20 protein-coding genes are annotated in these 24,501 nt (G+C 72.1%); 13 read left to right on the forward strand and 7 right to left on the reverse strand.

The window, feature by feature from the left end; genetic code table 11:
* The 8 genes from AB0F70_RS19785 to AB0F70_RS19820 all read left to right on the forward strand — a co-directional run bounded on the left by AB0F70_RS19785 (position 1) and on the right by AB0F70_RS19820 (position 9,589).
* Complete coding sequence (locus AB0F70_RS19785) at positions 1 to 885, forward strand: branched-chain amino acid ABC transporter permease (protein ID WP_357452012.1); 885 nt, start codon at positions 1 to 3, stop codon at positions 883 to 885.
* Entirely contained in the window at positions 869 to 1,921 is a 1,053-nt protein-coding gene (locus AB0F70_RS19790; RefSeq protein ID WP_357452015.1) for a branched-chain amino acid ABC transporter permease, read from the forward strand. Before AB0F70_RS19785 ends, AB0F70_RS19790 begins: the two co-directional genes overlap by 17 nt.
* Positions 1,918 to 2,661 carry an ABC transporter ATP-binding protein gene (locus AB0F70_RS19795; RefSeq protein WP_357452018.1) on the forward strand — a complete coding sequence of 248 codons (744 nt, stop codon included), beginning with the start codon at positions 1,918 to 1,920 and terminating at the stop codon, positions 2,659 to 2,661. Before AB0F70_RS19790 ends, AB0F70_RS19795 begins: the two co-directional genes overlap by 4 nt.
* A complete protein-coding gene (locus AB0F70_RS19800) occupies positions 2,651 to 3,457 on the forward strand; it encodes an ABC transporter ATP-binding protein (protein ID WP_357452021.1) in 807 nt (268 codons plus the stop codon). Before AB0F70_RS19795 ends, AB0F70_RS19800 begins: the two co-directional genes overlap by 11 nt.
* A 107-nt stretch (positions 3,458 to 3,564) precedes the next feature.
* Positions 3,565 to 4,578 carry a ThuA domain-containing protein gene (locus tag AB0F70_RS19805; RefSeq protein ID WP_357452023.1) on the forward strand — a complete coding sequence of 338 codons (1,014 nt, stop codon included), beginning with the start codon at positions 3,565 to 3,567 and terminating at the stop codon, positions 4,576 to 4,578.
* 63 nt (positions 4,579 to 4,641) lie between these two features.
* Positions 4,642 to 6,987 (forward strand): PQQ-dependent sugar dehydrogenase, encoded by a 2,346-nt coding sequence (locus tag AB0F70_RS19810; protein ID WP_357452026.1) that lies wholly within the window; start codon positions 4,642 to 4,644, stop codon positions 6,985 to 6,987.
* A 109-nt stretch (positions 6,988 to 7,096) separates the two neighbouring features.
* Positions 7,097 to 8,866 carry an ABC transporter ATP-binding protein gene (locus tag AB0F70_RS19815; RefSeq protein WP_357452029.1) on the forward strand — a complete coding sequence of 590 codons (1,770 nt, stop codon included), beginning with the start codon at positions 7,097 to 7,099 and terminating at the stop codon, positions 8,864 to 8,866.
* A gap of 75 nt (positions 8,867 to 8,941) precedes the next feature.
* Positions 8,942 to 9,589 (forward strand): GntR family transcriptional regulator, encoded by a 648-nt coding sequence (locus AB0F70_RS19820; RefSeq protein WP_357452032.1) that lies wholly within the window; start codon positions 8,942 to 8,944, stop codon positions 9,587 to 9,589.
* Positions 9,590 to 9,597: 8 nt separating this feature from the next.
* Here AB0F70_RS19820 and AB0F70_RS19825 read toward each other — a convergent pair whose 3' ends face one another.
* Positions 9,598 to 10,068: a helix-turn-helix domain-containing protein gene (locus AB0F70_RS19825; protein ID WP_357452035.1), complete on the reverse strand. Its 471-nt coding sequence runs from the start codon at positions 10,066 to 10,068 to the stop codon at positions 9,598 to 9,600.
* 131 nt (positions 10,069 to 10,199) lie between these two features.
* Here AB0F70_RS19825 and AB0F70_RS19830 point away from each other — a divergent pair, with 131 nt between their 5' ends.
* From AB0F70_RS19830 to AB0F70_RS19850, 5 genes are all read left to right on the forward strand, one after another.
* Complete coding sequence (locus tag AB0F70_RS19830; RefSeq protein ID WP_357452038.1) at positions 10,200 to 11,423, forward strand: MFS transporter; 1,224 nt, start codon at positions 10,200 to 10,202, stop codon at positions 11,421 to 11,423.
* On the forward strand, positions 11,420 to 12,127 hold the full coding sequence (locus AB0F70_RS19835) for an SDR family oxidoreductase (RefSeq protein ID WP_357452041.1): 708 nt from the start codon (positions 11,420 to 11,422) through the stop codon (positions 12,125 to 12,127). Before AB0F70_RS19830 ends, AB0F70_RS19835 begins: the two co-directional genes overlap by 4 nt.
* A 103-nt stretch (positions 12,128 to 12,230) precedes the next feature.
* Complete coding sequence (locus AB0F70_RS19840; RefSeq protein WP_357452044.1) at positions 12,231 to 12,911, forward strand: response regulator transcription factor; 681 nt, start codon at positions 12,231 to 12,233, stop codon at positions 12,909 to 12,911.
* A 25-nt stretch (positions 12,912 to 12,936) separates the two neighbouring features.
* Positions 12,937 to 14,043, forward strand: a complete 1,107-nt coding sequence (locus AB0F70_RS19845) for a HAMP domain-containing sensor histidine kinase (RefSeq protein ID WP_357452047.1) — start codon at positions 12,937 to 12,939, stop codon at positions 14,041 to 14,043.
* Positions 14,044 to 14,127: 84 nt separating this feature from the next.
* Positions 14,128 to 14,823 carry a M15 family metallopeptidase gene (locus tag AB0F70_RS19850; RefSeq protein ID WP_357452050.1) on the forward strand — a complete coding sequence of 232 codons (696 nt, stop codon included), beginning with the start codon at positions 14,128 to 14,130 and terminating at the stop codon, positions 14,821 to 14,823.
* Between the two features lie 29 nt (positions 14,824 to 14,852).
* Here AB0F70_RS19850 and AB0F70_RS19855 read toward each other — a convergent pair whose 3' ends face one another.
* From AB0F70_RS19855 to AB0F70_RS19880, 6 genes are all read right to left on the reverse strand, one after another.
* The gene (locus AB0F70_RS19855) at positions 14,853 to 18,221 is read right to left on the reverse strand and encodes an SbcC/MukB-like Walker B domain-containing protein (RefSeq protein ID WP_357452052.1); all 3,369 of its coding nucleotides are present in this window, start codon (positions 18,219 to 18,221) and stop codon (positions 14,853 to 14,855) included.
* A complete protein-coding gene (locus tag AB0F70_RS19860; RefSeq protein WP_357452055.1) occupies positions 18,218 to 18,922 on the reverse strand; it encodes a DUF4194 domain-containing protein in 705 nt (234 codons plus the stop codon). The genes AB0F70_RS19855 and AB0F70_RS19860 overlap by 4 nt, the downstream gene beginning before the upstream one ends.
* Positions 18,915 to 20,492, reverse strand: coding sequence for a DUF3375 domain-containing protein (locus tag AB0F70_RS19865; protein WP_357452058.1), 1,578 nt, complete (start codon positions 20,490 to 20,492; stop codon positions 18,915 to 18,917). The genes AB0F70_RS19860 and AB0F70_RS19865 overlap by 8 nt, the downstream gene beginning before the upstream one ends.
* Before the next feature lie 74 nt (positions 20,493 to 20,566).
* Positions 20,567 to 21,595 (reverse strand): DUF4037 domain-containing protein, encoded by a 1,029-nt coding sequence (locus tag AB0F70_RS19870; protein ID WP_357452061.1) that lies wholly within the window; start codon positions 21,593 to 21,595, stop codon positions 20,567 to 20,569.
* 73 nt (positions 21,596 to 21,668) lie between these two features.
* The gene (locus AB0F70_RS19875; RefSeq protein ID WP_357452064.1) at positions 21,669 to 23,090 is read right to left on the reverse strand and encodes a BadF/BadG/BcrA/BcrD ATPase family protein; all 1,422 of its coding nucleotides are present in this window, start codon (positions 23,088 to 23,090) and stop codon (positions 21,669 to 21,671) included.
* A gap of 174 nt (positions 23,091 to 23,264) precedes the next feature.
* Positions 23,265 to 24,455 (reverse strand): zinc-dependent alcohol dehydrogenase, encoded by a 1,191-nt coding sequence (locus tag AB0F70_RS19880; RefSeq protein WP_357452067.1) that lies wholly within the window; start codon positions 24,453 to 24,455, stop codon positions 23,265 to 23,267.
* Positions 24,456 to 24,501 lie beyond the last annotated feature (46 nt).

Genomic DNA, 24,501 nt, shown 5'->3' on the forward strand with positions numbered 1-24,501 from the left:
ATGACCGGTGCCCTGTTCGCGCAGAGCCTGGTGCTGGGCATCCTGCTGGGCGGGCTCTACGCCCTCCTGGCGGCGGGCCTGACGCTGTACTTCGGCGTCATGCGGGTGGTCATGATCGCCCACTCGGCGTTCCTGATCCTTAGCGCCTACCTCGCCTGGTTCTTCCACGAGACCTCCGGCCTGGACCCGCTGCTGTCGCTGGTCATCACGGTGCCGCTCTTCTTCGTCGTCGGGTACGGGATGCAGCGGTTCCTCGTGTCCCGGCTGCGGCCCATCAGCCTCACCACCATGTCGGTGCTGCTGACGTTCGCCGTGGCCCTGACCATCGAGGGCCTCCTCGGGTTCGTCTGGACCGGCACGCAGCGCCGCGTCCAGCTCGCGTACTCGGGCACGAGCATCGAGGTGTTCGGCGTGAGCATCGCCGTCGTCAAGCTCATCGCGTTCGCCCTGGCGGCCCTCTCGCTCGGGGCGCTGTACGTGATCCTGCGCAAGACGTCGTTCGGGCGGGCCCTGCGCGCGACCACCCAGCACCCCGAGGCCGCGCGGCTGGTCGGCATCAACACCGACCGCGTGGCCGGGCTCGGCTTCGGGCTGGGGCTCGCGACGGCGGCGATCGGCGGGACGGCGCTCGCGCTCGACTACACGATCTACCCGTCGCTGCACTGGCACTGGATCGGTCCGCTGATGGCGATCATCGTCGTCGGCGGGCTGGGCAGCATCCCAGGGGCCGCGATAGCGGCCCTCCTGCTCGGCGTGGCCGCGAGCCTGTTGCAGGTGCCGCTCGGCACCACCTGGGCACAGACCGTCTTCTACCTGGCCCTGTTCGTGACCCTCATGATCCGTCCGCAGGGATTCTTCGGAGGTCGCCTTGCCCAACGCTTCTGATCTCAAGGCGGGGCCGACGACGGCGCGCGTGGCCCGCATCGCCGCCCTGCTCGCCCTCGTCGCCGTGGTGCTCCTGTTCCCGTCCCTCGCCCCCGACCCGTTCATCCTGTCCGTCGGCGTGGTGATCCTCAGCTATGCGGTGCTCGCGACGTCCTGGAACCTCGTGGGCGGGTTCACCGGGTACATCTCGCTGGGCCACGCCGCCTACTCGGGCCTCGGCGGCTACGCGACGGCGCTGCTCATCCTCCGTACCGGGATGAACCCGTGGCTCGCGCTGCTCGTGGGCGGTGTGATCGTCGCCGTCATAGCGATCCCCGTGGGCATCGCGTCGCTGCGGGTGCGCGGCGCGTCGTTCGTCATCGCGTCGATAGCGCTGGTGCTGATCCTCCAGCTCACGTTCCAGAGCTGGCACACGTTCACCGGTGGCTCGAACGGGCTGCGGGTGCCGCGTCCGTTCGGCACGGAGGTGCTGCGGCCCGAGCAGCACGAGCGGTTCTTCTACCTGCACGCCGTGCTGCTCGCGCTGGCGCTGCTGACCTGGTGGGCGATCGAGCGGTCCCGGCTCGGCGCCGGGCTCAAGGCGATCCGCGAGGACGAGGACAAGGCGCAGGCCCTGGGCGTGCCCACGTTCGCGTACAAGCTGACGGCGCTCGTGGTGAGCGCGTTCTTCACCGCGCTGGGCGGCGGCCTGTACGCGCTGTGGTTCGGCTACCTCGACCCGATCTTCCAGTTCTCGATCCTCGTGGGCACGTACATGGTGCTCATGTCGCTGCTCGGCGGGGTGCGCAGCCTCTTCGGGCCGCTGCTGGGAGCCGTCGTCGTGGGGTACGCGGTAGAGGTGTTCAAGTCCCAGTACGGCGACACGCAGTTCCACCTGGTCGCCACGGGCATCCTGCTCGGCCTGGTCGTCCTGTTCATGCCCGACGGCGTTTTGCCGGCCCTGACCTCGGCCCTGAACCGGCGGCGCGGGGCGGCGTCGATCCGCGAGGAGAGCGCCGAGGAGCTGGCGAAGCAGCGCGAGGAGGCAGCCCGATGAGCACGTCCCTTGGTTCGGTGACCACGCACGACCTGACCAAGTCGTTCGGCGGCGTCCGCGCGATCGACGGCGCCTCCGTCGCCTTCCACGAGGGCAGGATCAACGCCCTGATCGGCCCCAACGGCTCCGGCAAGACGACGTTCTTCAACTGCGTCACCGGCATGATCAAGCCCGACTCCGGCACCGTCACCTACCAGGGCCGCGACGTGACGGGGCTCCCGCCGCACCGGATCGCCCGGTCGGGGATCGGCCGGAGCTTCCAGCTCTGCCGGATCTTCCCCCGGCTCACCGTGCTGGAGAACATGTTGGTCGCGGTACAGCCGCACGGGCTGCTGCAGCGGCTGCGGGGTTCGCGCAACGCCGCCGACGTCGGGCGGGCGCGCGAGCTGCTGGCGCGCGTCGGCATCGACCACCTGGAGCACGCCGAGGCGCGCGACATCTCCTACGGCCAGCAGAAGCTGCTCGAGCTCGCCGGGGTGCTCATGGGCGACCCGCGCACGATCATGCTCGACGAGCCGGCCGGCGGCGTGAACCCGGCGCTCGTGGACCGTATAGCCGATCTCGTGCGGGAGCTCAACGCCGAGGGCCGCACCTTCATCATCGTGGAGCACAACATGGAGCTCGTCATGGGCCTGAGCGACAACGTGGTCGTGTTCGACAGGGGGCGGCCGATCGCGCAGGGTGCTCCCGCCGTCGTGCAGGACGACCCCCTGGTCCTGGAGGCATACCTTGGCGTCTGAACCAGCACCTGGAGCCCTGCCCGACGGCAGGCCCGCCGTCGAGCCCGCCGTCGAGCCCCCCGTCGAACCCCTCCTGCGCCTGACCGACGTGCAGGCCGGCTACGGCCGCGCCGCGCTCGTGCTGCGCGGGCTGTCCGTGACGGTCGCGCCGGGCAGCGTGGTCTGCCTCGTCGGGCCGAACGGCGCCGGCAAGTCGACGGTGCTCAAGGTCGCCAGCGGCATGCTCAAGCCGCGCTCGGGGCACGTGGTGGTCGACGGCGTCGACGTCACCGGGCGCACCCCGCAGCAGCTCCTGGCCGCCGGGCTGTCCCACGTGCCGCAGGGGCACAGCGTGTTCCCCGAGATGACGGTCGCGGAGAACGTGCTGCTCGGCGCCTACACGGTGCGCGACAAGGCGCTGGTCGCCGAGCGCACCGACTTCGTCACGGGGCTGTTCCCCCTGGTCGGCGAGCGGTGGTCGGCGCTGGCGGGTGCGCTATCGGGCGGGCAGCAGAAGCAGGTCGAGTTCGCCCGCTCGCTCATGGTGCGGCCCAAGGTCGTCCTCCTGGACGAGCCGTCGATGGGGCTGGACCCCAAGGCGACGGCCATCGTGTTCGAGCAGGTGCAGCGCATGCGCGACGCCGGTACGGCGGTGCTCCTGGTCGAGCAGAACGCGCGCCGGGCGCTGGAGGCGGCCGACGTCGGCTGTGTGCTGGACCTGGGCCGCGTCCACATCACGGGCCCGGCCCCGGATCTCCTCGCCGACCCGCGCCTGGCCCAGCTCTACCTGGGCGGCCGCCCGAAGGAGGCCGCCTGACCCACCGTTGAGTGCTGGGTATTCGCCCTTCTGCGCCCCGTGAAAGGGCGAATACCCCGCACTCAACGAGACAGGACCGACTGCCGGCCGTTCAAAGGAGAACTGTCATGTCGCTTCGATCCGCCCTGGGAAAGTCGCTCGGCAGTGCCGGACAGGTGGTGCTCGGCCTGGCGATCCTGGCCGCGCTGCTCGCCGGGCTGCATCTCACGCCCGCCATCGGCGGGGGCTCGTCCGGCGCGACAGCGTCGTCGTCCGCGGGCCGCCAGGATCCCTACCGCGACAAGCTCGCCGACCACGGCGTCTGCCGGGGCGTCGACCCCGACTGCTACAACGACTGGGACCTGCCGCGCCACGACGACGGCGTCGTGCGCGTGCTCGTCCTCACCGCGACCGGCAGCTCCCGGCACGCGCACCTCGGGCCGCTGCTGCCCGCGGGGATGAACCCGCCGCTCACGTCGACGCACGTCGCGCAGAACGCCGTGATCCGCTGGGGCCAGGAGCACGGGTTCGACGTCGACTGGACCGAGGACGTGCGCCAGCTCGACGCCCCGGCCAAGCTCGCGCCGTACGACGCAGTCGTCTTCCTCAGCAACTCCCGCACCATGCTCGACGACGCGTCCCAGACCGCGCTGCTGCAGTACGTCCGGTCGGGCGGCGGCTTCGTCGCGATCCACAACACGCTCGGCGCGATGTACCACTGGCCGTGGTTCCAGGGCCTGCTCGGCGGGGCCAACTTCTACGACCACGGGCCGCACCGCGACGGGCAGGTGGTGACCGTCGACCGGCGCGACGCCTCGACGCGCGACCTGCCGCGCCGGTGGGACTTCCGCGACGAGTGGTACCACCTCGAACCGTTCCCCACCGGTGTGCGGTTCCTTGCCGAGGTGGACACCGCGACCATCGGCGACCACACCGGGTTCAACGGCCACCCCGGGCACCTGGACGACCACCCGGTCTCGTGGTGCCAGTACTACGACGGCGGACGCGCATGGGTCACCACGCTCGGCCACGACCCGGCCGCCTGGACCGAGGACTCGGCCCTCGCGGGCGCCGAGTCGTTCGAGACGCACGTGGTGGGCGGAATCCTCAGCGCTGCCGGGGCGCGGCCGTTCTGCCGGTAGTTCTCCTGCGCCCGACCAACACAACGCACTCCGCGATGACGACGACGACGTTCTGGAGGCACCATGAGCAGAGGCACCACAAGCAACAGACGATGGCGGTCGGCGGTGGCCGCGATGGCGATCACCGCTACCGCGCTGACCGGGCTGACCACGGCGACGATGACCACCGCGGCGGCCGAACCCGGCCCGATCACCGACCCGGCGCCCGAGGAGATCCAGTCCACGCTGGGTCTGGTCCTGGAGGAGTACGCCCAGTTCCCCAAGACCGAGCCGATCCCGGCGCCGGTCGACCGCCGGCTGATGCGGCACGCCCGGATCAACGGCCTGGGCGAGCTGCCCGACGGGTCGGGCCGCACGTACGTGCCTGACCTCAACGGTCCCCTGTACTTCGTGGAGGACGGCGAGCCGCAGGTCTACCTGGACGTGGCTGCCGAGTTCGCGCCGGAGTTCTTCTCGGGGCGCGGCATGGGCAGCGGCTTCGGGTTCGCGACGTTCCACCCGGACTTCGAGGACAACGGCACGTTCTACACGGTGCACACCGAGCGCCCCGGCAACGCCGGGCCACCGTCCGACCCCACTACGTACCCGCCGCAGGTTCCCACGTTCCTGCACTCGGTGGTGACCGAGTGGGTGGCCGACGACCCGGCGTCCGACACGTTCTCGGGGACGAGCCGCGAGGTGCTGCGCCTCGGGTTCGCCGGGCAGGTCCACGCGATCCAGCAGATCGACTTCAACCCGACGGCGCGGCCCGGCAGCGAGGACTACGGCCTGCTCTACCTCGCCGTGGGCGACGGCGGCCGGGGCGTGGGCACGGGTATCCCGCAGGACATGGGGACACCGGCGGGCAAGATCCTCCGCATCGACCCGGCAGGCACCGACGGGCCGGGCGGGACGTACGGCATCCCGCCGTCGAACCCGTTCGTGGGGACGGCCGGCGCGCTGGGCGAGATCTACGCCGTCGGCATGCGCGACCCGCACCGGTTCAGCTGGGACCGGAAGGCCCGGCACGCTGAGCCGCGCATGTTCCTCGGCCACATCGGCGAGCACGCGATCGAGGCCGTCTACGACGTGCGCGCGGGCGACAACTTCGGCTGGGGCGACCGGGAGGGCAAGTACGTCTTCGACGCGGCCGACCGCTGCAACCTCTACCCGCTGCCGGAGAACGACGCCGACCTCGGCTTCACCTATCCCGTGGTGGCCTACGACCACGACCCGCCGCCTGGCTGGCCCTGCACGTCGGACAGCGGTTACGCGATCAGCGGCGGGTTCGTCTATCGCGGGACCGACCTGCCCGCGCTGAGCGGCAAGTACCTGTTCACGGACCTGGTCGAGGGGCGGGTCTTCTACGCCGAGGAGTCGCGGATGCGGCGCGGCGGCCCCGAGGCGCAGATGTACGAGCTCGCGCTCTACGACACCGACGGCACCCGCAAGCGGATGCCCGACTTCACGGGCGACGAACGGGCCGACCTGCGCATGGGCCGCGACCGGGCGGGCGACCTGTACCTGATCGCCAAGGCGAACGGGAAGATCTGGAAGGTCGTCGACACGGTGCGCGCACCGGTACCGCAGGACGTCCCCCGCTCCCTGCGGGGGAACTCGGTGAGCTTCTACGACTTCGAGCACCCGTTCCAGCAGGACGGCGCGGTGGAGATCGACCGCGGCGCGTCCCGCACGTATCTGAACCTCATCAACGGCGGCGAGGACATGCGCGTCGCCGGGGGCGCCTACCCGGGCAGCAACAACTCGATACAGCTCGGCCAGGTGAACCCGCTGGCGGCGGGCAACGACGACTGGAAGGCCGGCGTGTACAACGCCGCCGGGGTGGGCACCCTGTCCGCCCTGAGCGGCGTGGACGGGATGACGGTGCTGGGCTGGGTCCGGATGACCGGCCAGAACCCGAGCCTCAACACGACGACGGCCGACCCTGACGACCGCTACGGCGCCGTCGGCCTGGCGGGCGTGCTGAGCGGCAACTCCGACGGGCACGCCGTGCGCGCCCTCCTGGAGATCATCGAGGTGGACGGCGAGCTGCGGCTCGTCGCGCTCGGCCGGCGGCTCGACGGCGGCGAGTCGCAGATCTTCGCCGCGCACGAGGACTGGCGCACCCTGCTGCCGCAGGACGAGTGGGTGCACCTGGCCGCGACGTTCGACTACACGACCGGTCGGATGGCGCTGTACCGCAACGGCGAGCGCGTTCCGGGCTTCTACGTGGTCGACGGCGACCCGTGGCAGGTGGACGGCACGGGCGCCTCGGCGACGACGCCCCGCGGGATCAAGATCGGAGGCAGCTTCCCGCAGGACACGCAGGAGCGGAACCCCTGCAACTGCACGATGGACACGATCCAGCTCCTGGACCGCGCGATCACGCCCCGCGAGGTGGCAATGCAATACACCCTGATGACCCGCTAGCCGTGAAGGTCCGCCTCGATCAAGCGGTTGGGCATGGTTCCGGGCCCCGGAGCATGCGTAACCGCTTGATCGAGGCGGACTTCTCCGGCCCCGGCCATAGCATGGCGGCATGGCTGTTGAGAAAGCGCTTACCGCCCCCATCCGCATCGACAGCTCACGGCCCGCACGGTCCGTCCTGCGCCTGCTCGCCCGGCGGCCCGGGCGCATGTCGGTGGCGATCGGGGCGTTCACGCTCAAAGAGGTCCCGATGTGGTTCCTGCCGGTCGTCACGGCGTCCGTCATCGACATAGTGGCCACGGGCGGACCGGTGCGCGACGTGCTCGTCTGGTTCGCGATCGCCGCCGCGCTGCTCCTGCAGAACTTCCCGAACCACCTCGTCTACACCCGCAACTTCATGACGGTGGTCCGGGACACCGGCGCCGGCCTGCGCAACGCGCTCGCCGCCCGCCTGCAGAGCCTGTCGATCGGCTACCACACGCGCGCCAGCTCGTCGGTGGTGCAGTCCAAGGTCGTGCGCGACGTCGAGAACATCGAGGTGATGCTCCAGCAGGTCACGCACCCGCTGCTCTCGTCGCTCATGGTGCTCGCGGGCGCCCTGACCATGACCGCCCTCAAGGTCCCCGAGTTCCTGCCCGTCTACGTGCTCGCCGTGCCGCTCGCGCTCGGCATGCGCTGGGCGACGGCGCGCCGGTCCCGGGACCGCAACGAGCACTTCCGCCGCGAGGTCGAGGGCTTCGCGTCCCGCGTGGGCGAGATGGCCTCGCTCATCCCGATCACCCGCGCGCACGGCCTGGAGCAGACGGCGGTCAACCGCCTGGCCGACGGCGCCGACGGCGTCCGCCGCGCGGGCCTGCACCTCGACATGCTCAACGGGCGGGTCGCATCACTGTCCTGGGTGATCATGCAGCTGCTCGGCGTCACCTGCCTCGCCCTGGCCGCGATCTTCTCCCTCACGGGGTTCCTGCCGGTCACGCCCGGCGAGGTCGTGCTGCTGTCGAGCTACTTCGCGCTGCTCACCCAGGGGCTCACCCAGCTGCTCATGCTGATCCCGGTCACGGCGCGCGGCATGGAGTCCGTGCGCTCGATCGCCGAGGTCCTGGAGGAGCCCGACCTCGAGGAGAACGCCGGCCGCCGCACCGTAGACGCCGTCGGCGGCGAGCTGGCGCTGGACCACGTGCATCACCGCTACCCCGGCTCGGACGACGACGCCCTGCACGACGTCACACTCACGATCCCGGCGGGCGAGACCGTCGCGTTCGTCGGCTCGTCCGGCTCGGGCAAGTCCACGCTGCTCAACCTGGTGCTTGGCTTCATCCGCCCGACGTCGGGCCGGGTGCTCGTCGACGGCGCCGACGCGCAGGAGCTGGACCTGCGCACGGTGCGCCGCCACGTGTCCGTGGTCCCGCAGGAGTCGGTGCTGTTCGAGGGCACCATCCGCGAGAACGTCACCTACGGCCTCCCGGACGCGCCCGACGACGTCGTCCGCGCCGCGCTGCGGGACGCCAACGCGCTGGACTTCGTGGACGCCCAGCCGAAGGGCTGGGACACCGTCGTCGGCGAACGCGGTGCCCGGCTCTCGGGCGGGCAGCGGCAGCGCATAGCGATCGCCCGCGCGCTGGTGCGCGACCCGCGCATCCTCCTGCTCGACGAGGCGACCAGCGCCCTGGACACCGAGTCGGAGCTGCTCGTCAAGGAGGCGCTGGGCCGCCTCATGCGCGGTCGGACGACGCTGGTGGTCGCCCACCGCCTGTCGACGATCCGCCAGGCCGACCGCATAGTCGTGCTGGAGCACGGCCGGATCGTGGAGCAGGGCACGCACGACCAGCTCGTCGCGAGCGGTGGCCGCTACGCGACCCTGCACGCGACGCAGGCGGGCTAGCCGAGCCGTCCGGTCAGCTGGTGGTGGCGCGTGCGGCGGCTTGCAGTTGTTCCTGGAGGCGGAGCAATATATTGCATGCCCATCCCCCGGAACACCCCGGTGATCGACCGACGCCTCCTCCGTGACGACGTCTATCACCGGCTCCGCGAAGCGATAGTCGACGGCACCCTGGCCCCCGGCGAACAGCTGCGCGACGGCGACCTGGCCGCCTGGCTCGGCGTCAGCCGCACCCCCGTGCGCGAGGCGCTGCTGCGGCTCGCGGAAGCGGGGCTGGTCGCGGCCCAGCCCGGCCGCTCGACCACGGTGAGCTCCCTGAGCGAGCGCACGGTCCGCGAGGCACGCGACGTGGTGGCGGCCATGCACCAGCTGGCAGTCCGCGAGTCCGTGCCCCACCTCACCGAGGCTCACCTCGACACGATGCGCAAGGCCAACACCCGGTTCCGCGCCGCCATCAAGAAGGGCGACATCGAGGCAGCCCTGGTCGCGGACGACGCGCTGCACGACGTCCCCGTCTCCGTCGCCTCGAACCGGGCGCTGGCGACGGTGCTGGAGCAGTTCACGCCGGTGCTACGCCGGGCGGAGCGCCTGGCCTTCTCGTCGGTGGCCGGGAGCGCGTCCGCCGACCGGCACGACGAGCTCATCGAGGCGTGTGCTGCCGGTGACGCAGACCGTGCGGCTGGTGTCGCCGCGGGCGTGTGGAGCGCCCTGCCGGCCGTCGAGTAGCCGACGGGTCACGCCGAGCGGCTCAGCGCCCCCGGCCCTGGTGCGACCGAGACCTCCTCGGGTCCCAGCTCCCGCCCGTCGTCGGTCAGGAAGGCGATGCGCACCGGCTCCTCCGTGTCACGGTCGACGTAGACCGTCGAGGGCCCGAAACCCGAGGGCCGGTGCACGTCGCCCCACGCGACGAACGCCGCAAGGATCGTCTTGAGCTCCGCCCCCGCCTCGGTGAGCACATACTCCTCGCGCTGCCGCTGCCCCTCGTCCCGGTACGGCCGGCGCGCCAGCACGCCGCCCTCGACGAGCGTCTCCAGCCGGGCGGTCAGCACATCGGGGGCAACCCCAAGGCGCGCGCGGAAGTCCGCGAACCGCGTCGCCCCGAAGAAGGCCTCCCGGACGACGAGCAGCGTCCACTTCTCCCCCAGTACGTCCAGGCTCCTGGCCACAGAGCAGCGGGCATTGCGTTCGCGGGGCGTTGTGCTCATGCCCACATCCTACCCACCTGAGTTGTCAATCCAAACTTAGACTTGCTAAGTTGGCATTTCCAACTCAGATGGGAGTTCCGATGGCCTTCACCTGGGCGCCGCGGGGCAGTCGCTGGGCCGCGGCGTCAGCCGTGGCACTCGCACTCTGGGCCTCGGCCGCGCCGACGCTCGTCTATCCGGCGTACGCGGCCGAGTGGCACCTGACGACCGCCGTCACGACCACCGTGTTCGCCGCCTACCCCGTCGCGCTGATCGGCACACTGCTCCTGCTCGGCGGGTTCGCGGAGACGGTGGGCAGCCGGAACGCGATCCTCGCCGGCCTCGGGTTCCTGGGGCTCGGCGCCCTCACCTTCCTGCTCGCGCCGAACCTGGCACTCCTGCTCACCGGCCGCGCGCTCATGGGCGTCGGGGTGGGGCTCAGCCTCGGCCCCGCGACGAGCGTCATCGCGTCTGCGGGACGCGACGACGTCCGCGAGCGCACAGGCGCCATCACGGCCGGAGCGAGCTCGGTAGGCATCATCACTGCCCTGCTCGTCGGCGGCGCGACGGTGCAGTTCGGGCCCAGCCCGCTGCACTCCGCCTACGGCGTCCTGCTCGCGGGCATCGTCGTCGCGGTGCTCGCCGTCTGGTTCCTGCCCCGCGCTCTGCCCCGCTCCCTGCCCGGCCGAGCACGCACCACCGCGGGCCGATGGCGCCCGCGGCGGCTGGCCGTGCCGGAGCGCCGGCTGCCGTTCCTGGCGGGGACGTTCGGCGTCTCCGCCGCCTACGCGCTCGGCGCGATCTTCCTCGGCGTCGGCGCCCAGTTCGCGCGCGACACCGTGCGCTCCGACGACGCCTTCGTCAACGGCGCGGTGCTGGCCATCTCCGCCGCGGCGATCGGCGTCGTCGCACTCCTCGCGGGGCGGCTCAGGGCCACCACGGCGCTCCGCCTCGGCGCGCTCGCCGCGGTGGCCGGGCAGGCGCTGATGGTCACGGCGGGCGCCACCCACTCGATGCCGTTCCTCGTCCTGTACTCGCTGGTCGGCGGCGCCGGCTACAGCCTCCTCTTCTCCGGCGGCGTCACGCTCGTCACCCAGAGCGCGCCGGCCGAGCACCGGGCCGCGACGACGTCGTCGGCCTACCTGGTCGCCTACCTCGTCCAGGCAGTGGTCGCGCTCGGGGTGGGCGCCCTGGGCACCGCCGTCGACCTGCAGACCGCGCTGGTCGCGGGCAGCGCGACGGTCGTCGCGCTCACGCTCGCCGCCCTCCTCACCGTCCGTTCCCGGGCGTCCGCGCCCGGTGCGGCCCCTGCCCTGCCCACCTCGCAAGCCACCACCTCGCACGACAACCTCATGAAAGCGAGCTCGTCACGATGACTACCCTCAAGAACGCAGTGGTCCTGGTCACCGGCGCGAACGGCGGCCTCGGCCGCGCGTTCGTCGCCGAAGCCCTCCAGCGCGGCGCCGCCAAGGTCTACGCCACCGCCCGCACCCCCCGGGAGTGGGACGACGCGCGCGTCGTTCCGCTGGCGCTGGACATCAGCTCGCCCGACTCGATCGCCGCGGCGGCCGAGCAGGCCGCCGACACGACCGTCCTGATCAACAACGCGGGTATCTCCGACTCCGGACAGCCGGTCCTGAGCACGCCGCTGGACGCCGTCCGCTCGGTGTTCGAGACCAACGTGTTCGCGCAGCTCGCGGTCACCCAGGCGTTCGCGCCGGTCCTGGCCCGGAACGACGGCGGCGGCGTCATCAACGTGCACTCCGCGCTCAGTTGGCTCGCCACCGGCACCTACTCGGCGACGAAGGCCGCCTTCTGGTCGTTCAGCAACGCGCTGCGCGTGGAGCTGCTGGACCAGAAGACCCACCTGCTGGGCGCGCACCTCGGCTACACGGACACCCCGATGATCGCCGCCCTCGACGTGCCGAAGGAGGACCCGCGGGACATCGTCGCGGCGATCTACGACGGGCTGGAGGCCGGCGAGCCCGAGGTGCTCGCGGACGAGACGAGCCGCCAGGTCAAGCAGGCGCTGTCCGGGCCGCTGTCGGCGCTGTACCCGCAGCTGCAGGCCGCGGGCTGACGCGCACGGCGGGCAGGCGCTCGCCCGACGCCGCCGGTGTGCACCCGGCACGACGGCGTCGGGCGTCCGGCCGTCTCCGGCGCGCACAGCCTAGGGTCTCCCTATGCGCGTGCTGATCGTGGAGGACGAGCCCTACCTTGCCGAGGCCGTCCGGGACGGACTGCGGCTGGAGGCCATCGCCGCCGACATCGCCGGCGACGGCGACTCCGCCCTGGAGCTGCTCGGCATCAACTCCTACGACCTCGCGGTCCTCGACCGCGACATCCCCGGCCCGTCCGGTGACGAGGTCGCAAGGCGCATCGTCGCCTCCGGCAGCGGCATCCCGATCCTGATGCTGACCGCCGCCGACCGGATAGACGACAAGGCCTCGGGGTTCGAGCTCGGCGCCGACGACTACCTCACCAAGCCGTTCGAGCTCCGCGAGCTCGTGCTGCGGCTGCGGGCGCTCGACCGCAGGCGCGGGCACACCAGGCCCCCGGTCAGCGAGCTCGCGGGGCTCCGGCTGGACCCGTTCCGCCGGGAGGTCTACCGGGACGGCCGCTACGTGGCGCTGACCAGGAAGCAGTTCGCCGTCCTCGAGGTACTCGTCGCGGCGGAGGGCGGTGTCGTCAGCGCCGAGCAGCTGCTGGAGCGAGCCTGGGACGAGAACGCGGACCCGTTCACCAACGCGGTGCGGATCACCGTCTCGGCACTGCGCAAGCGGCTCGGCGAGCCGTGGATCATCGCCACGGTGCCCGGCGTCGGCTACCGGATCGACACGGGACCTGGCGCCGACCATGGCTAGGGAGCATGCGGGCAGGGAGCCCGGGATGAGCGTCCGCCTCAAGCTGACCCTCAGTTATGCCGGGTTCCTCATGGTCACCGGCGTCCTGCTGCTCGGGGTCGTGTGGGTCTTCCTCCTGCGCTATGTACCCGAGCAGACCTACGCCCCCGGGAGCTCGGCACCCGGCGGCCTCGGATCCGTGTTCATCCCCAACCAGGGCGATCTGGCGCGCGCCTTCTTCCCGCGGGCGACGGCGGCTCTGGCGCTGCTGCTGGTGCTCGGGCTCCTGGGCGGGTGGGTTCTCGCCGGCCGCATGCTCAGCCCGCTGCGCCGCATCACCCACGCCGCACGCCGCACGACCGGGTCGCTGTCCCACCGGATCCAGCTCGAGGGCCGCCAGGACGAGTTCCGCGAGCTGGCCGACACGTTCGACGCCATGCTCGCGCGGCTCGAGGCGCACATCGCCGAACAGCGGAGATTCGCCGCCAACGCCTCCCACGAGCTGCGCACCCCGCTGGCGATCACCCAGACCCTCCTCGAGGTCGCCCGCAACGATCCGGACCGCGACACCGACGAGCTGATCGACCGCCTCGGGTACGTCAACACGCGGGCCATCGACCTCACGGAGGCGCTGCTCGTGCTCAGCCGCGCCGACCAGGGGTCCTTCACCCGCGAGCCCGTGGACCTGTCCCTCATCGCGGAGGAAGCCACGGAGACCCTCCTACCCCTGGCGGAGAAGCACGGCCTCACCATCGAGACCTCCGGCGACGTCGCCCCCACGCTCGGCTCGTACGCGCTCCTGCTGCAGCTGACCACCAACCTCGTCCACAACGCGATAGTCCACAACCTCCCCGAGCGCGGCAGCGTCCGGGTCACCACCAGCGTCCGGGCCGGAACGGTGGCGCTCACCGTCGAGAACACCGGGGAGCAGCTCACGCCACAGTTGGTCTCGACCCTCACCGAACCGTTCCAGCGTGGCACCGGACGAGTACGCGGCGACCACGCGGGGGTCGGCCTCGGGCTGGCGATCGTCAAGAGCATCGCCGGCGCGCACGACGGCACCCTCACCCTCGCTACCCGGGCGGACGGCGGGCTCCGGGTAACGGTCCAGCTGCCCGTCATGCACGCCCAGGGGGCCGCTCTGCGGGCGTGACCGTGCCCGTCCTCGCCCGGTGTATCGGGCGTGTATCAAAAAACGGAGACACCCTGGCAACGTCCTCCGCGATGGGCTGGGGACATGACTCGACAGGACCTCACCCAGCTCCCCCCTGCACAGCTCCCTCCCGCGCAGTTCCCTCCCGCGCAGCTTCCTCCCGCGCACGCAGGCGCCCCCGCCCGCCGTCGACCGGGTGGCCGCCGGATGCCGGCGGTGCTCATGGTGGCCGCAGTGCTGCTGGCCACCCTCTTCGGCGTCTATCCCCTGCTCGACCGCGCCGACTCGCCGGTCATCCAGGCGGTCGACGACGCCCTGGACCAGGGCACGACGGCGTCCGGCCCGACCGGCGTGGACGGCGGGGAGATCCCCGACGGCGTGGCGACGCTCGACGACGACCTCCCCGCCATCACGGGCCTCGAACCGGCGCTCGCCGACGCCGTCCGCCAGGCCGCTGCCGACGCGGCGGCCGACGACATCGACTTCTGGATCACGAGCGGCTGGCGCAGCACCGCCTACCAGCAGGGGCTGCTGGACGCGGCGGTCCGGAAGCACGGCAGCCTGGAGGCAGCCCGCCGCGAAGTCGCCACGCCCGAGGAGTCCAGGCACATCGGCGGCAAGGCCGTCGACATCGGGCCGACCGAGGCGGACTACTGGATGATCCAGCACGGCACCGACTACGGGCTGTGCCAGGTGTACGAGAACGAGATCTGGCACTTCGAGCTGCTCACCGAGCCGGGCGGCACCTGCCCGCCGATGCTGAAGGACGCGGCAGGCTGAACCGCTGCTCCTCACCCGATGGGGCCGACCTACTGACCGGCGGGCTCCGCCACCCCCGCAACCGCCTTCGTCCGGGACCGGCCCGAGGCGTCCTTGAGGACCACGTACTTCATGTCGACGTGCGGTTCCAGGGCGCTGTACTTGTCGTTGGGCGCACCGATGATGAGCTGGAAGCCCAGACCGCGCCAGGCGCCGACGGCCCGTCCCGTGAACCGGGCGTCGGCCTTGATCAGCGCCTCGTCGAGGAACACCGGCGCGTACCGCGGCCGCTCCGCCCCGGCGTCGCCGAGCTGGTAGCGCAGCGCCGCGCCGACGATGAACGCCACGAGCTCCTGGGACTCACCGCCCGACTTCTCGCCGATGCCGTCGTAGTGCGCGACGTGGTTGCCGTCCAGGTCGACCTTCTCGGCGCTGAGCCGCACGTGCCGCCGGACGTCGACGAGGTCGGCGAAGTCGGGCGCGTTCCGCCGGATCCGGTCGATCACCTTGGCCATCCGCAGGTACCGGCGCTCGCGCTCGGCGTCCGTCGCCTCGCGGGTCAGCGAATCGCGCAGGTTGCGCAGCTCCTTGCGGAACGACCCGACGACGGTGGACTGGTTGTCGCGCGCGTCGATCCGCAGGCGGTGCGCGTCGTCGGCGAACGGGAGGTTCGCGAGGATGTCGTTGACCGGGCCGATCCGCTCCTTGATCTCGCGGACCGAGCCGGCCAGCGCCCGGTACAGGTCGGTGAGGTCGTTCCCGGACAGGCGCAGGAGGCTGTTGCGCCAGTCCGTCTCGAGCTCGTGGAGCCCGCTGGTCTCCAGGTCCGTCAGGATCCGGTCGTAGTCGCCGAAGGACTCCTCCGGGTCCGTCCCCAGGTTCGGGTCGTGCCAGCGCTCGTGGAAGTTCTCGAAGGTCCGGCGCAGCGCGTCCCGGGCGGTGCCGAGCGCCGTCTGCGCGACCTCCCGGTCCGCCTTGAGCCGTTCGGTGGCCTGCCGCAGCGCACCGTCGAACGCCTCGAGTGCTGCCGCGGCCGCCGCGCCACCGCTCGTGGCGTCGAGGTCGGCGGCCCGGAACAGCGCGTCGAGGTACTCACCCTGCTCCGGCCCGACGGCGACCTCGGCCGCCTCGGCGTCGTCGAGCGCCTGCTGGGCGGCGTCGACGTCGTCGGTGACGGCAGTCCAGCGCGTCTCCAGCGCGTCGGCGCGCGCCGTCGTCTTGCCGAGGTCCTGGTTGAAGGCGTCGATCTGCTTCTCGAGCGTGCCTGACTGGTCCCGCAGGCGCGTGATCTCGGGGTTCCCCGCGGTGACCTCGTGGATGACCTGCATCCAGCGGGACCGTTCCGCCTCGACGGCGGCGACGTCCACCTCGTCCCAGGTCAGGCCGCTGACCGTGCGGTAAGCGGCGAGCTCGTCGTCGTGCCGGTTGAGGCGCGCGTCGGCGTCCGCCACACGGCGTTCCGCCTCGGCGAGCCGTTCACGTGCCTGGGCGATGCGTTCGTCGAGCTCCGCCAGCGCGCGGCCGTTGGTGAAGCCCAGCACGTTGGAGCGTAGGTTGCCGCCGTGCGCGCCCCGGTAGCCCTCGGACTGCTGGCCAGACCGGGTGAGCGCCATCTTGTGCTGCCCCAGCTGCCCCGGGGTGTCCACGCAGACGTAGGCGAAGCGCTGCGCCAGCTCGTGCTTGAGCCAGCCGGCGAAGGGGCCGCCGCGGACGTCGAGCCGGCCGGGAAGGGTCCGCGTGTCGACGCCCAGCTCGTCGCGCATCCCGGTGGGCACGCCCTCGAACCGGATCCGGGTGGACGTCGGGACCGCGTCGATCGCCTTGCGGAAGGCCTGGATGCGCGCCGTGTCGATGAGCATCTTGGTCGCGAAGCCGCCCAGCGCGAGGTTGAAGGCCCCGCGCCAGGGTTCGAACTCGGTGCGGACCTCCAGGAGCTCGCCCACGAAGGGCAGGTCCTCGGGGGTCAGCCCGGCGGCCTCGGCCAGCGTGGCGCGCGCCCGGTGCAGGTGATCGGGGATGTTGCCGCGCCGGTCGGCGGCCGCCGACCGTTCGGCCTCGAGCTCAGCTAGTTCGGCACGCGCGGCGTTCCTGGCCGACATCGCCTCGCCGAACGTGTCACGCGCGGCCTTCTTCGTGCCGACGTCGGCCAGGGCCGCACCGGCGCGCGCGGCCACGGCCGAGAACTCGGCCTCCGAACCCGCCTCCGCTTCCAGCACGCCCAGGGCGTCGTCCAGCCGGCCGCGGGCACGCTCGACCTCGGCCAGCCGCGAGTCGACGCCCTTCAGCTCACGCTGCGCGGTGGCCAGCCGGTCGCCGCCCGATGCGCGGAGGGTCTCCAGCACGCCGTCCAGCTCGGACTTCGCAGCGGTGATCCGGACCCTGGTCTCCTCGGCGCGCCCCAGTGCCGCGCGGTGCTCGGCCTGCAGATCGTGCTCGACGGCGCGCAGCAGGCCGAGCCGCCGTCCGTTGCGCCACAGCGCCGCGGGCGACGCTGCGTCGGCGAAGGAACCGATCTCGTCGATGACCCGCAGCCGCTCGACCGCACCCTCGATGGCCGCGTGGTAGCCGCGGATCGGGGAGAGCGCGTTGACCTGCTGGCGGGCCGTGATCATCTGCTCGCGGGTGCCGGCGAGCTTGTCGAAGTGCTCGACCACCTCGTCCGCCTTGGCCAGGGTCTCGGGCTCCTCCAGGACCATCGCCTTGTAGAGCGCGTCCACGGTGGTGATCTGCTGGCCGGCCTGGATGCGGCCGAGCAGTGCCACCGCCTTGTTGCCGTCGCCGGACGCGCCGATGCCGAGCGTCGAGTGCAGGCGCGCCGTGAACTCCCGGTCGGTGTCGAAGCACGTCAGCCCGGCCGCGGTGAGCTCGGTGCGGGCGAGCCGCTGGGCGGCTGCCCGCTCCAGGCCCCGCAGGTCGAAGGCGCCGTCGCACGTGGCACGCAGCGGGACCACCTCTTCGAGGGTGCGCGCGGCGGACGGGACGTACCAGGCGCGGACGGCGGTGAAGCTCGTGCCGGACTGGTCCACCCAGGTCATGGCGATCGCCGACCAGGTGTCCCGGCCGTCGCCCCGCAGCACGCGCTGACGGGTGCCGTCGTCGGTCCGGGACTCGTCGATCTTGCCGCGTGCGTAGGACAGGATGTTGCGCTGGTCCTTGCCGCGCGGCCGCCCGACGACGCTGCCGTTGGACGCGCCGTTGAACGGCGTGGTGTGCGGCATGAGGAGCGCGATGTAGGCGTCCATGAGCGTCGACTTACCGGAGCCGGAGCCGCCGGAGAGCAGGGTCGCCGTCGTGGCCAGCCGCACCTGGTGGTGACCGTCGTAACCGCCCCAGTTGACCAGCTGGAGATCACGCGCGACCCACTGCTGCCCGGTCGACGCCGCCGGGATCATCCCGAACAGGGTGTCGATCATCGTCATCGCTGGTTCTCCTGGTTCTGCTGGTTCTGCTCGTTCTGCGTACGCAGCCACTCCCGGAGCTCGCCGAGCCGTTCGTTGCTGAGCACTATCTCGACCAGCGGCGTGACGCGGAACCGGCCCTCGGACTCCTCCTCGATGAGCCCTTCCTTCTCCAGCCGCCGCACGGCGGTGCGGATCTCCGTCTGCCGCGCGGCCAGGTTCTTGTCGTCGGGGTCGAAGAACGTCAGCACCGTCTGCTCGACCTCCTCCACGTCCACCCGGGCCGAGGACTCCCCCGCGCCCTGCTCGCGCTGGAAGACCGTGCGCAGATGGACCAGGACCAGCGTCTCGGCGCGGGTGTACGGGTCGTCCTTCAGCAGGATCGGGACGTCCAGCTCGGCGGGGCGGACCTGCTTCTTGTACGCGATCCCCCGGTCGTGGTCCACGACGAGGTGGATGAACAGGTCGTGCAGCCGGGACTCGATCAGCTGCTGGTTCTCCAGGAGGACCCGCCACTGGGCCCGGTTGCGGTCCGCGACGAGGAACCTGCCCCGCAGCAGCCGCACCAGCACCCGGCGCACCGCGGCGTCCAGCGTCCCGGAGTCGCCGGCGAACAGCCCTTCCGGATCCTCCTCCATCGGCACCGGCTCGATGAACCCGCCGTCGGTCTCTGCCTCGCCGTCGGTCTCTGCGACGTGTTCCTCGACGGCGGTCTCACTCATGTGCGTAGTCCTTCGTGCGTCGTTCGGTGTCCAGCTTGGTATCCAGCTCGGTGCCCTGCTTCGTGTCCTGCTCGGTATCCAGCGCCGTCCGCACCGTGACGCCGCCGAACGCGAACCGCCGCCGCGTGCCGTCGGGCCGGATCGCCTCGACCACCGCCACCTGGTCGGTCTCGGTCATGTCCTGGTGGTCCGCGAGCTCCAGCAGGCCGAGGAGGTCCACCGGCCGCCGGATCGACTCGGGTGCGGCGCTGAACACCGCGGCGAGGTCGGCGCGACCGCCGTCGCCGGTCAACGCGCCCGCGAACGAGGCGAGATGCTCGCGCAGCTCCGCGTAGTGGGGCCCGCCCCACTCGCGGGCGCCGTCCTCCAGGTCGGTGTCCGCGCCGTCGTCCGGTGCCTGCAGCGGGACCGGGGGTTGCGGCGGGCTCAGGTCGCTCGTCGACTGGCGCAGGTGTGCGACGTCCGCCACCGGCAGCCTGCGCAACGGGTCCACCTCCTGGCCACGGCGCGTCGTCGGCATCCACGCCTGGAAGCTGATCATCACCTCGCGCAGCAGCTCGTCGACCTGCCGGTCGCGCAGCGGGTCGTGGTTGCGCACCTGCGTGGTGATGACGTGGGACGCCTGGCGCTGAGCCTTGATGACCTCGGCGACACCCTGCTCGATCCGCCGTCCGACGTCGCGCAGCTCTGCACGCTGCTGCCCCGCCAGCCGCCCCGTGAAGCGGTGGCGCAGCACCGTGTCGAGCTGGAGCGACAGCTCGTCGATCCGCTGCGGATCACCGATCAGCCGCAGCGCCCCGGCGAAGGCCCGGCCCTCCGGCGTGGTCGTCATCACCTGCTCGCCGCGCTCCAGGTACTCGCGCAGCACGTCGCCGGAGGGCCGCTCGTCCTGGCGCAGCGCGGTCACCACGTCCCGCTGCATCGCCTTGATCGACTCCGCCACGCGCGCGAAGTCCGCAGGCAGCTCGCGCACCAGGTGCAGGACGTTCTCCGCCTCCTCCAGCAGCTCCTCGTCGGCCACCTGGTCGACCTCCCCGCCCCTGTCGAGCCGCAGCAGCTCGGCCTGCAGCCGGTCGATCTGCGCCTGGAGGCGGGCCATGCGGACCGCCACGTCCGGGTCGGCGTCCTGCGCCAGCCGCTCCACGGCGTCCAGGAGCGTCCGGACCCGCGACTCCGAGACCCGCGCCCGGGCGCCGCCGGCCCGCCCGGCCACCTCGAGCGCGCCGACCGCATGTGCCGAGAGCTGGTAGACCTCGACGTCCCCGTCGACGATCTGGCGCTTCAGCCAGCCGACGTCGGACCACTGCCTGCACAGCTCCCGCGCGCTGCCGAGCGGGATGGCGCGCGTGCCGTCGGCGTTGAGCTCGTGGCCCTGCGCGCGCAGCTGGTCGAGCGCATCACCGATCTCGGTGTGCGCCTCCGCGACCGGGACCGTCGGACGCTCGGGCGTGAACACCAGGGACAACAGCGACACGACGAGCGGCGCGTACCTGCGGTGAAGCAGGTCCAGCATCGGCTCCTGGAAGGCCCGGAGCGCGCCAAGGTACGCACCCTCTGCACGAGTAATCATCGCCGGTCAGAGTACGTCGGACCGGTGACATTCACCGCGCCGTAATCCACAGCTCGTCGTTCACAGCCGGCCGGTCAGGACGCGGCGAGCCGCCGCCGCATCTCCGCGTCGGTGAGCGTCCCGACGTCGTCCACCCACTGCTCGACTCCCCCGCGGTGCGCCAACGCCCGCACCTCCGGGTCCGTGACCGCCGCGCGCAGCACCCCCGCGACGTCACGCAGCCCGGTGAAGGGTCTGTCGTAGAAGGGCTCGCAGGCCGCCCCGTCCAGCGCGGGCAGCCCGACGGCGCGCTGCCGCTCGTGCAGCACCTCGCACGCCGCGTGCAGGGCGGCTTCCCGCTCCTGCCAGGTCGGCGCCGCGAGCGCCCCCGCCAGGGGTCCGCCCGCCGACGGCGCGACGGGCAGTCGCGCGAACAGGGTCCCCGCCCACTTGGGGTAGGGCGGCCAGCGCCGTTCCAGCAGGAAGCCGAGCCGGACGAGCGCCGTGACCAGCCGCGCCGCGATCAGCCGCGAGCCGAGGTCGTCGCCGCGCTGCCCGGTGCGGCCGACGAACGGCAGCTCCTGCGCGATCCGTGTCCAGTCCGCCGCCAGGACGTGCAGCCACACGTCGTGGGGGTACCAGGTCAGCCGGTCGCGCAGCGTGGTGATCTCGCCGGACGTGTCCTCGAACACCGGCCCGGCGGTGACCTCCAGCACCGACTGGCCGGTGAGCGACAGCCAGTCGGTGATGCGCAGAGCGCTGTTCTCGCCGCCCGCGAGGTCGAGACCGGTGCGCGATCGCACGAACTGGGCCGGCGCCATGACCTCGATCCGGTGCCGGACGGTCATGTCTGAGGTGAACGGGAAGGCCGTCGGCGTTCCCCGGAAGGAGGCCGGGAGCGAAGCGGTCAGCACCCGGTCGGCCTCGACCACCTGGTCCGCCGGGACCAGCAGGGTAAGCCGCAGCCCCCAGTCGTGGTCGCGGGACGTCTCGTCGTCGAGCCCCAGCACGTCCGAGCCGGTGCCGAGCCGCCCGGCGGCGCGCGGTACGCCGGGCAGCTTCCGGTCGAGGATCGGGCGGACGACGTCGTCCCAGTACGCGCGGGCGAGCTCGATTCCGGACATGCCGCCAACCTAGGAGCAGTGCCGGGAGCGGTCCAGGTGAATCCGCCGAAGTTCGGCGGACCCGCGCTCCGGCTCAGTGCACGTTCGCGGTCACGACCCGCGCCGTCAGGCAGGTCCAGCCGCCGACATAGATGCGGTCGCCGTCGGACAGCCAGCGCCGTTCCTCCGACCGCAGCGGTTCCGCGGGGACGGGTTCGCCGCGCGGGGCGACGTAGGTCCCGTTGGCCGAGCCGAGGTCGATGACGCTCCAGCCGCCGTCGACCCAGCTGATCTCGCAGTGCCTGCGGGACACGCCGGTGTCCTCGCACACGATGTCGGGCACGACGCCGCGGCTGCGCGACGCCCGGCCGACCACGAGGCGCGCTCCGGTCAGCGGCACGACGGCGGCGGTGGGTGTCGCCGGTCCCACGACGTCCTCCAGCAGCTGGTCGGCGGACCATTCGAAGTCGGACCGGATCTCGACGGCCCAGGCGGTGGGCTCGCTCTCCGCGCGGATCGGCCGGACGACCGGGAGCACCACGCGTGGCATGGTGATGGAGTCCTCCAGCCAGTCCGCGGCACCGATCCGGACCGCCATCAGGGGTACGTGCTCCCGGACGACGGCCGGGTGGGCGGCGAGCATCCTGGCCAGGCTCAGCGCGCCGTCGAGCGGCAGCCCGGCGCTCGGCTGCACACGGACGTCGTCGCGCTTCTCCAGGAGCTGCTGGAGCACCATCGACCGGAACGACGGCGCATGCATCAGGAGCTTCCCCGTGGTCACCGCGATCGGCTCGACGCCGGGGTGGTTCAGCACCGCGCACAACCCGTCCGCCAGGGACCGGGCCGCCTCGTCGAGGATCTCGCGGCATGCAGCGTCGCCGCGGCTCGCCGCCTGGATGACCTGCGGCGCGAACCCGGCGAACAGGGAGACGTCGTTGACGGTCGTCCACTGCTCGCGCCGGCCGAAGTGCCGCTCGGCGGACTGGACCAGGCCGGGCGACGCGCCCATCCGGCGGCCGTCCATCGACCGGGCTGCCGCGTCGAGCCCGCGCCGGCCGATCCAGGCGCCGCCGCCGTTGTCGCCCACGTGTGGCCCCATGCCGTCCGCGAGGTGCCATCTGCCGACGTCGTCGCAGGCCACGGCCACGGCGCCGGTCCCGACGGCGAGCGTGGCGCCGGGTCCGGGGCCGAGGGCACCCAGGTGGGCCGTGACCGCGTCGCTCGACACCGCTGTCGAGTCGGTGCGCAGCTCCTCGGCCAGGATGTCGTGCACGCGGTTCGGGTCCAGGCTCCCCGACTGCGTCTGCGAGCGGAACCCCCGCATCCCGACGGCGGCGGCCGCGACCCGGGGCCGCCCGCCGAACTCGGTAGCGAAGTCGCGGCAGAGGCCCCGCACCACGTCGGGCACCGTCGAGCGCCCGTTCACGATGGTCGCGGGCGGGCCCGTGAGCTCGTAGACCCCGCCGGGCCGTCCGTTGTCGACGCGTAGGCGCGACCCCGTCCCGCCGATGTCCACACCAGCTACCCCGGCGTCTGCTCCGGGGGTCTCAGCTCTATGTTGTTGTCCAGTGACCATCGGCACGGGGTCATAGTGCCTCGATATCACCCTGTCCGCGATGCGTGGAGTGTCATACGGAGAGCGAGCGGACCAGGGTAAGGACAGGCCTGACGGTCCTGTCGCCCCAGCCGCTCAGGCCGCCGGGTCGAGCACCACCTTCACGCAGCCGTCGTCCTTGCGCTGGAACATGGCGTAGGCCTCGGCGGCGCGCTCGAGCGGCCAGCGGTGGGTCCGCAGGTCGAGCACTCCGAGCGGGTCGGCGGGGTCGGCCACGAGCCGCAGCAGCTCGTCGGTCCAGCGCCGGACGTTCGCCTGTCCCTGCCGGATCGTCACCTGCTTGTCGAACAGCCGCAGCATCGGCAGCGGGTCCCGCACGCCGCCGTACACGCCGGAGAGGGAGATGACGCCGCCCCGGCGCGCCAGGTCGATGGCCGCGTACAGCGCGGCGAGGCGGTCCACGCCGGCGCGCTGGGTCAGGGGCTTGCCGACGACGTCCGGCAGGAAGCTCACAGCCTTCTGCATGGTCTCGGCGACCGGCGAGCCGTGCGCCTCCATACCGACGGCGTCGATCACCGCGTCCGGGCCGCGTCCCTCGGTGAGGTCGCGGACAGCGGCCAGGACGTCGTCGCGCTCGGAGTCGAGGACCGTGACGCCGTGCCTGGCCGCCATCGCCAGCCGCTCCGGCACCAGGTCGACGCCGATGACGAGCCCGGCGCCGCGGTGGGCGGCCACCCGGGCCGCCATCTGGCCGATCGGTCCGAGGCCGAGCACGACCACCGAACCGCCGTCGGGCACCTGCGCGTACTCGACCGCCTGCCACGCGGTGGGCAGCACGTCCGAGAGGTACAGGTACCGCTCGTCGGGCGCGCCGTCGTCCGGCACGACGACAGGGCCGTACTGCGCCTGCGGCACCCGGAGGTACTCCGCCTGGCCGCCCGGCACCTGCCCGTAGAGCTTGGTGTAGCCGAAGAGCGCCGCGCCGCTGTCCTCGGCGGTGACCTGCGTGGTCTCGCACTGCGACTGCAGACCGTGCGTGCACATCCAGCACTGCCCGCAGGCGATCCCGAACGGGACCACCACGCGGTCGCCGACACGGAGGTTCCCCGCCAGCGGGCCGACCTCCTCGACGACGCCCATCGCCTCGTGCCCGAGCACGTCACCGGAGTCGAGGAACGCACCGAGCACGCCGTACAGGTGCAGGTCGGACCCGCAGATGGCCGTCGAGGTCACGCGCACTATCGCGTCGTTCGGCTCCTCGATCCGCGGGTCGGGGACCGTCTCGACGCTGACGTGCTCCCGGCCCTGCCACGTGAGTGCTCTCATCGTCCGCTCCTCGGTCTGTGTCGTGGGATCCATCCACGCTGGCACC

The sequence above is a fragment of the Promicromonospora sp. NPDC023805 genome, assembly GCF_040639635.1.
Taxonomy (GTDB): Bacteria; Actinomycetota; Actinomycetes; order Actinomycetales; family Cellulomonadaceae; genus Promicromonospora.

Bases quoted from the DNA above. Each gene is read 5' to 3' on its own strand.
- AB0F70_RS19785 (WP_357452012.1), top strand. From the start codon at position 1: ATGACCGGTGCCCTGTTCGCGCAGAGCCTGGTGCTGGGCATCCTGCTG.
- AB0F70_RS19795 (WP_357452018.1), top strand. From the start codon at position 1,918: ATGAGCACGTCCCTTGGTTCGGTGACCACGCACGACCTGACCAAGTCG.
- AB0F70_RS19805 (WP_357452023.1), top strand. From the start codon at position 3,565: ATGTCGCTTCGATCCGCCCTGGGAAAGTCGCTCGGCAGTGCCGGACAG.
- AB0F70_RS19810 (WP_357452026.1), top strand. From the start codon at position 4,642: ATGAGCAGAGGCACCACAAGCAACAGACGATGGCGGTCGGCGGTGGCC.
- AB0F70_RS19815 (WP_357452029.1), top strand. From the start codon at position 7,097: ATGGCTGTTGAGAAAGCGCTTACCGCCCCCATCCGCATCGACAGCTCA.
- AB0F70_RS19820 (WP_357452032.1), top strand. From the start codon at position 8,942: ATGCCCATCCCCCGGAACACCCCGGTGATCGACCGACGCCTCCTCCGT.
- AB0F70_RS19825 (WP_357452035.1), bottom strand. From the start codon at position 10,068: ATGAGCACAACGCCCCGCGAACGCAATGCCCGCTGCTCTGTGGCCAGG.
- AB0F70_RS19835 (WP_357452041.1), top strand. From the start codon at position 11,420: ATGACTACCCTCAAGAACGCAGTGGTCCTGGTCACCGGCGCGAACGGC.
- AB0F70_RS19840 (WP_357452044.1), top strand. From the start codon at position 12,231: ATGCGCGTGCTGATCGTGGAGGACGAGCCCTACCTTGCCGAGGCCGTC.
- AB0F70_RS19845 (WP_357452047.1), top strand. From the start codon at position 12,937: ATGAGCGTCCGCCTCAAGCTGACCCTCAGTTATGCCGGGTTCCTCATG.
- AB0F70_RS19850 (WP_357452050.1), top strand. From the start codon at position 14,128: ATGACTCGACAGGACCTCACCCAGCTCCCCCCTGCACAGCTCCCTCCC.
- AB0F70_RS19855 (WP_357452052.1), bottom strand. From the start codon at position 18,221: ATGACGATGATCGACACCCTGTTCGGGATGATCCCGGCGGCGTCGACC.
- AB0F70_RS19860 (WP_357452055.1), bottom strand. From the start codon at position 18,922: ATGAGTGAGACCGCCGTCGAGGAACACGTCGCAGAGACCGACGGCGAG.
- AB0F70_RS19865 (WP_357452058.1), bottom strand. From the start codon at position 20,492: ATGATTACTCGTGCAGAGGGTGCGTACCTTGGCGCGCTCCGGGCCTTC.
- AB0F70_RS19870 (WP_357452061.1), bottom strand. From the start codon at position 21,595: ATGTCCGGAATCGAGCTCGCCCGCGCGTACTGGGACGACGTCGTCCGC.
- AB0F70_RS19880 (WP_357452067.1), bottom strand. From the start codon at position 24,455: ATGAGAGCACTCACGTGGCAGGGCCGGGAGCACGTCAGCGTCGAGACG.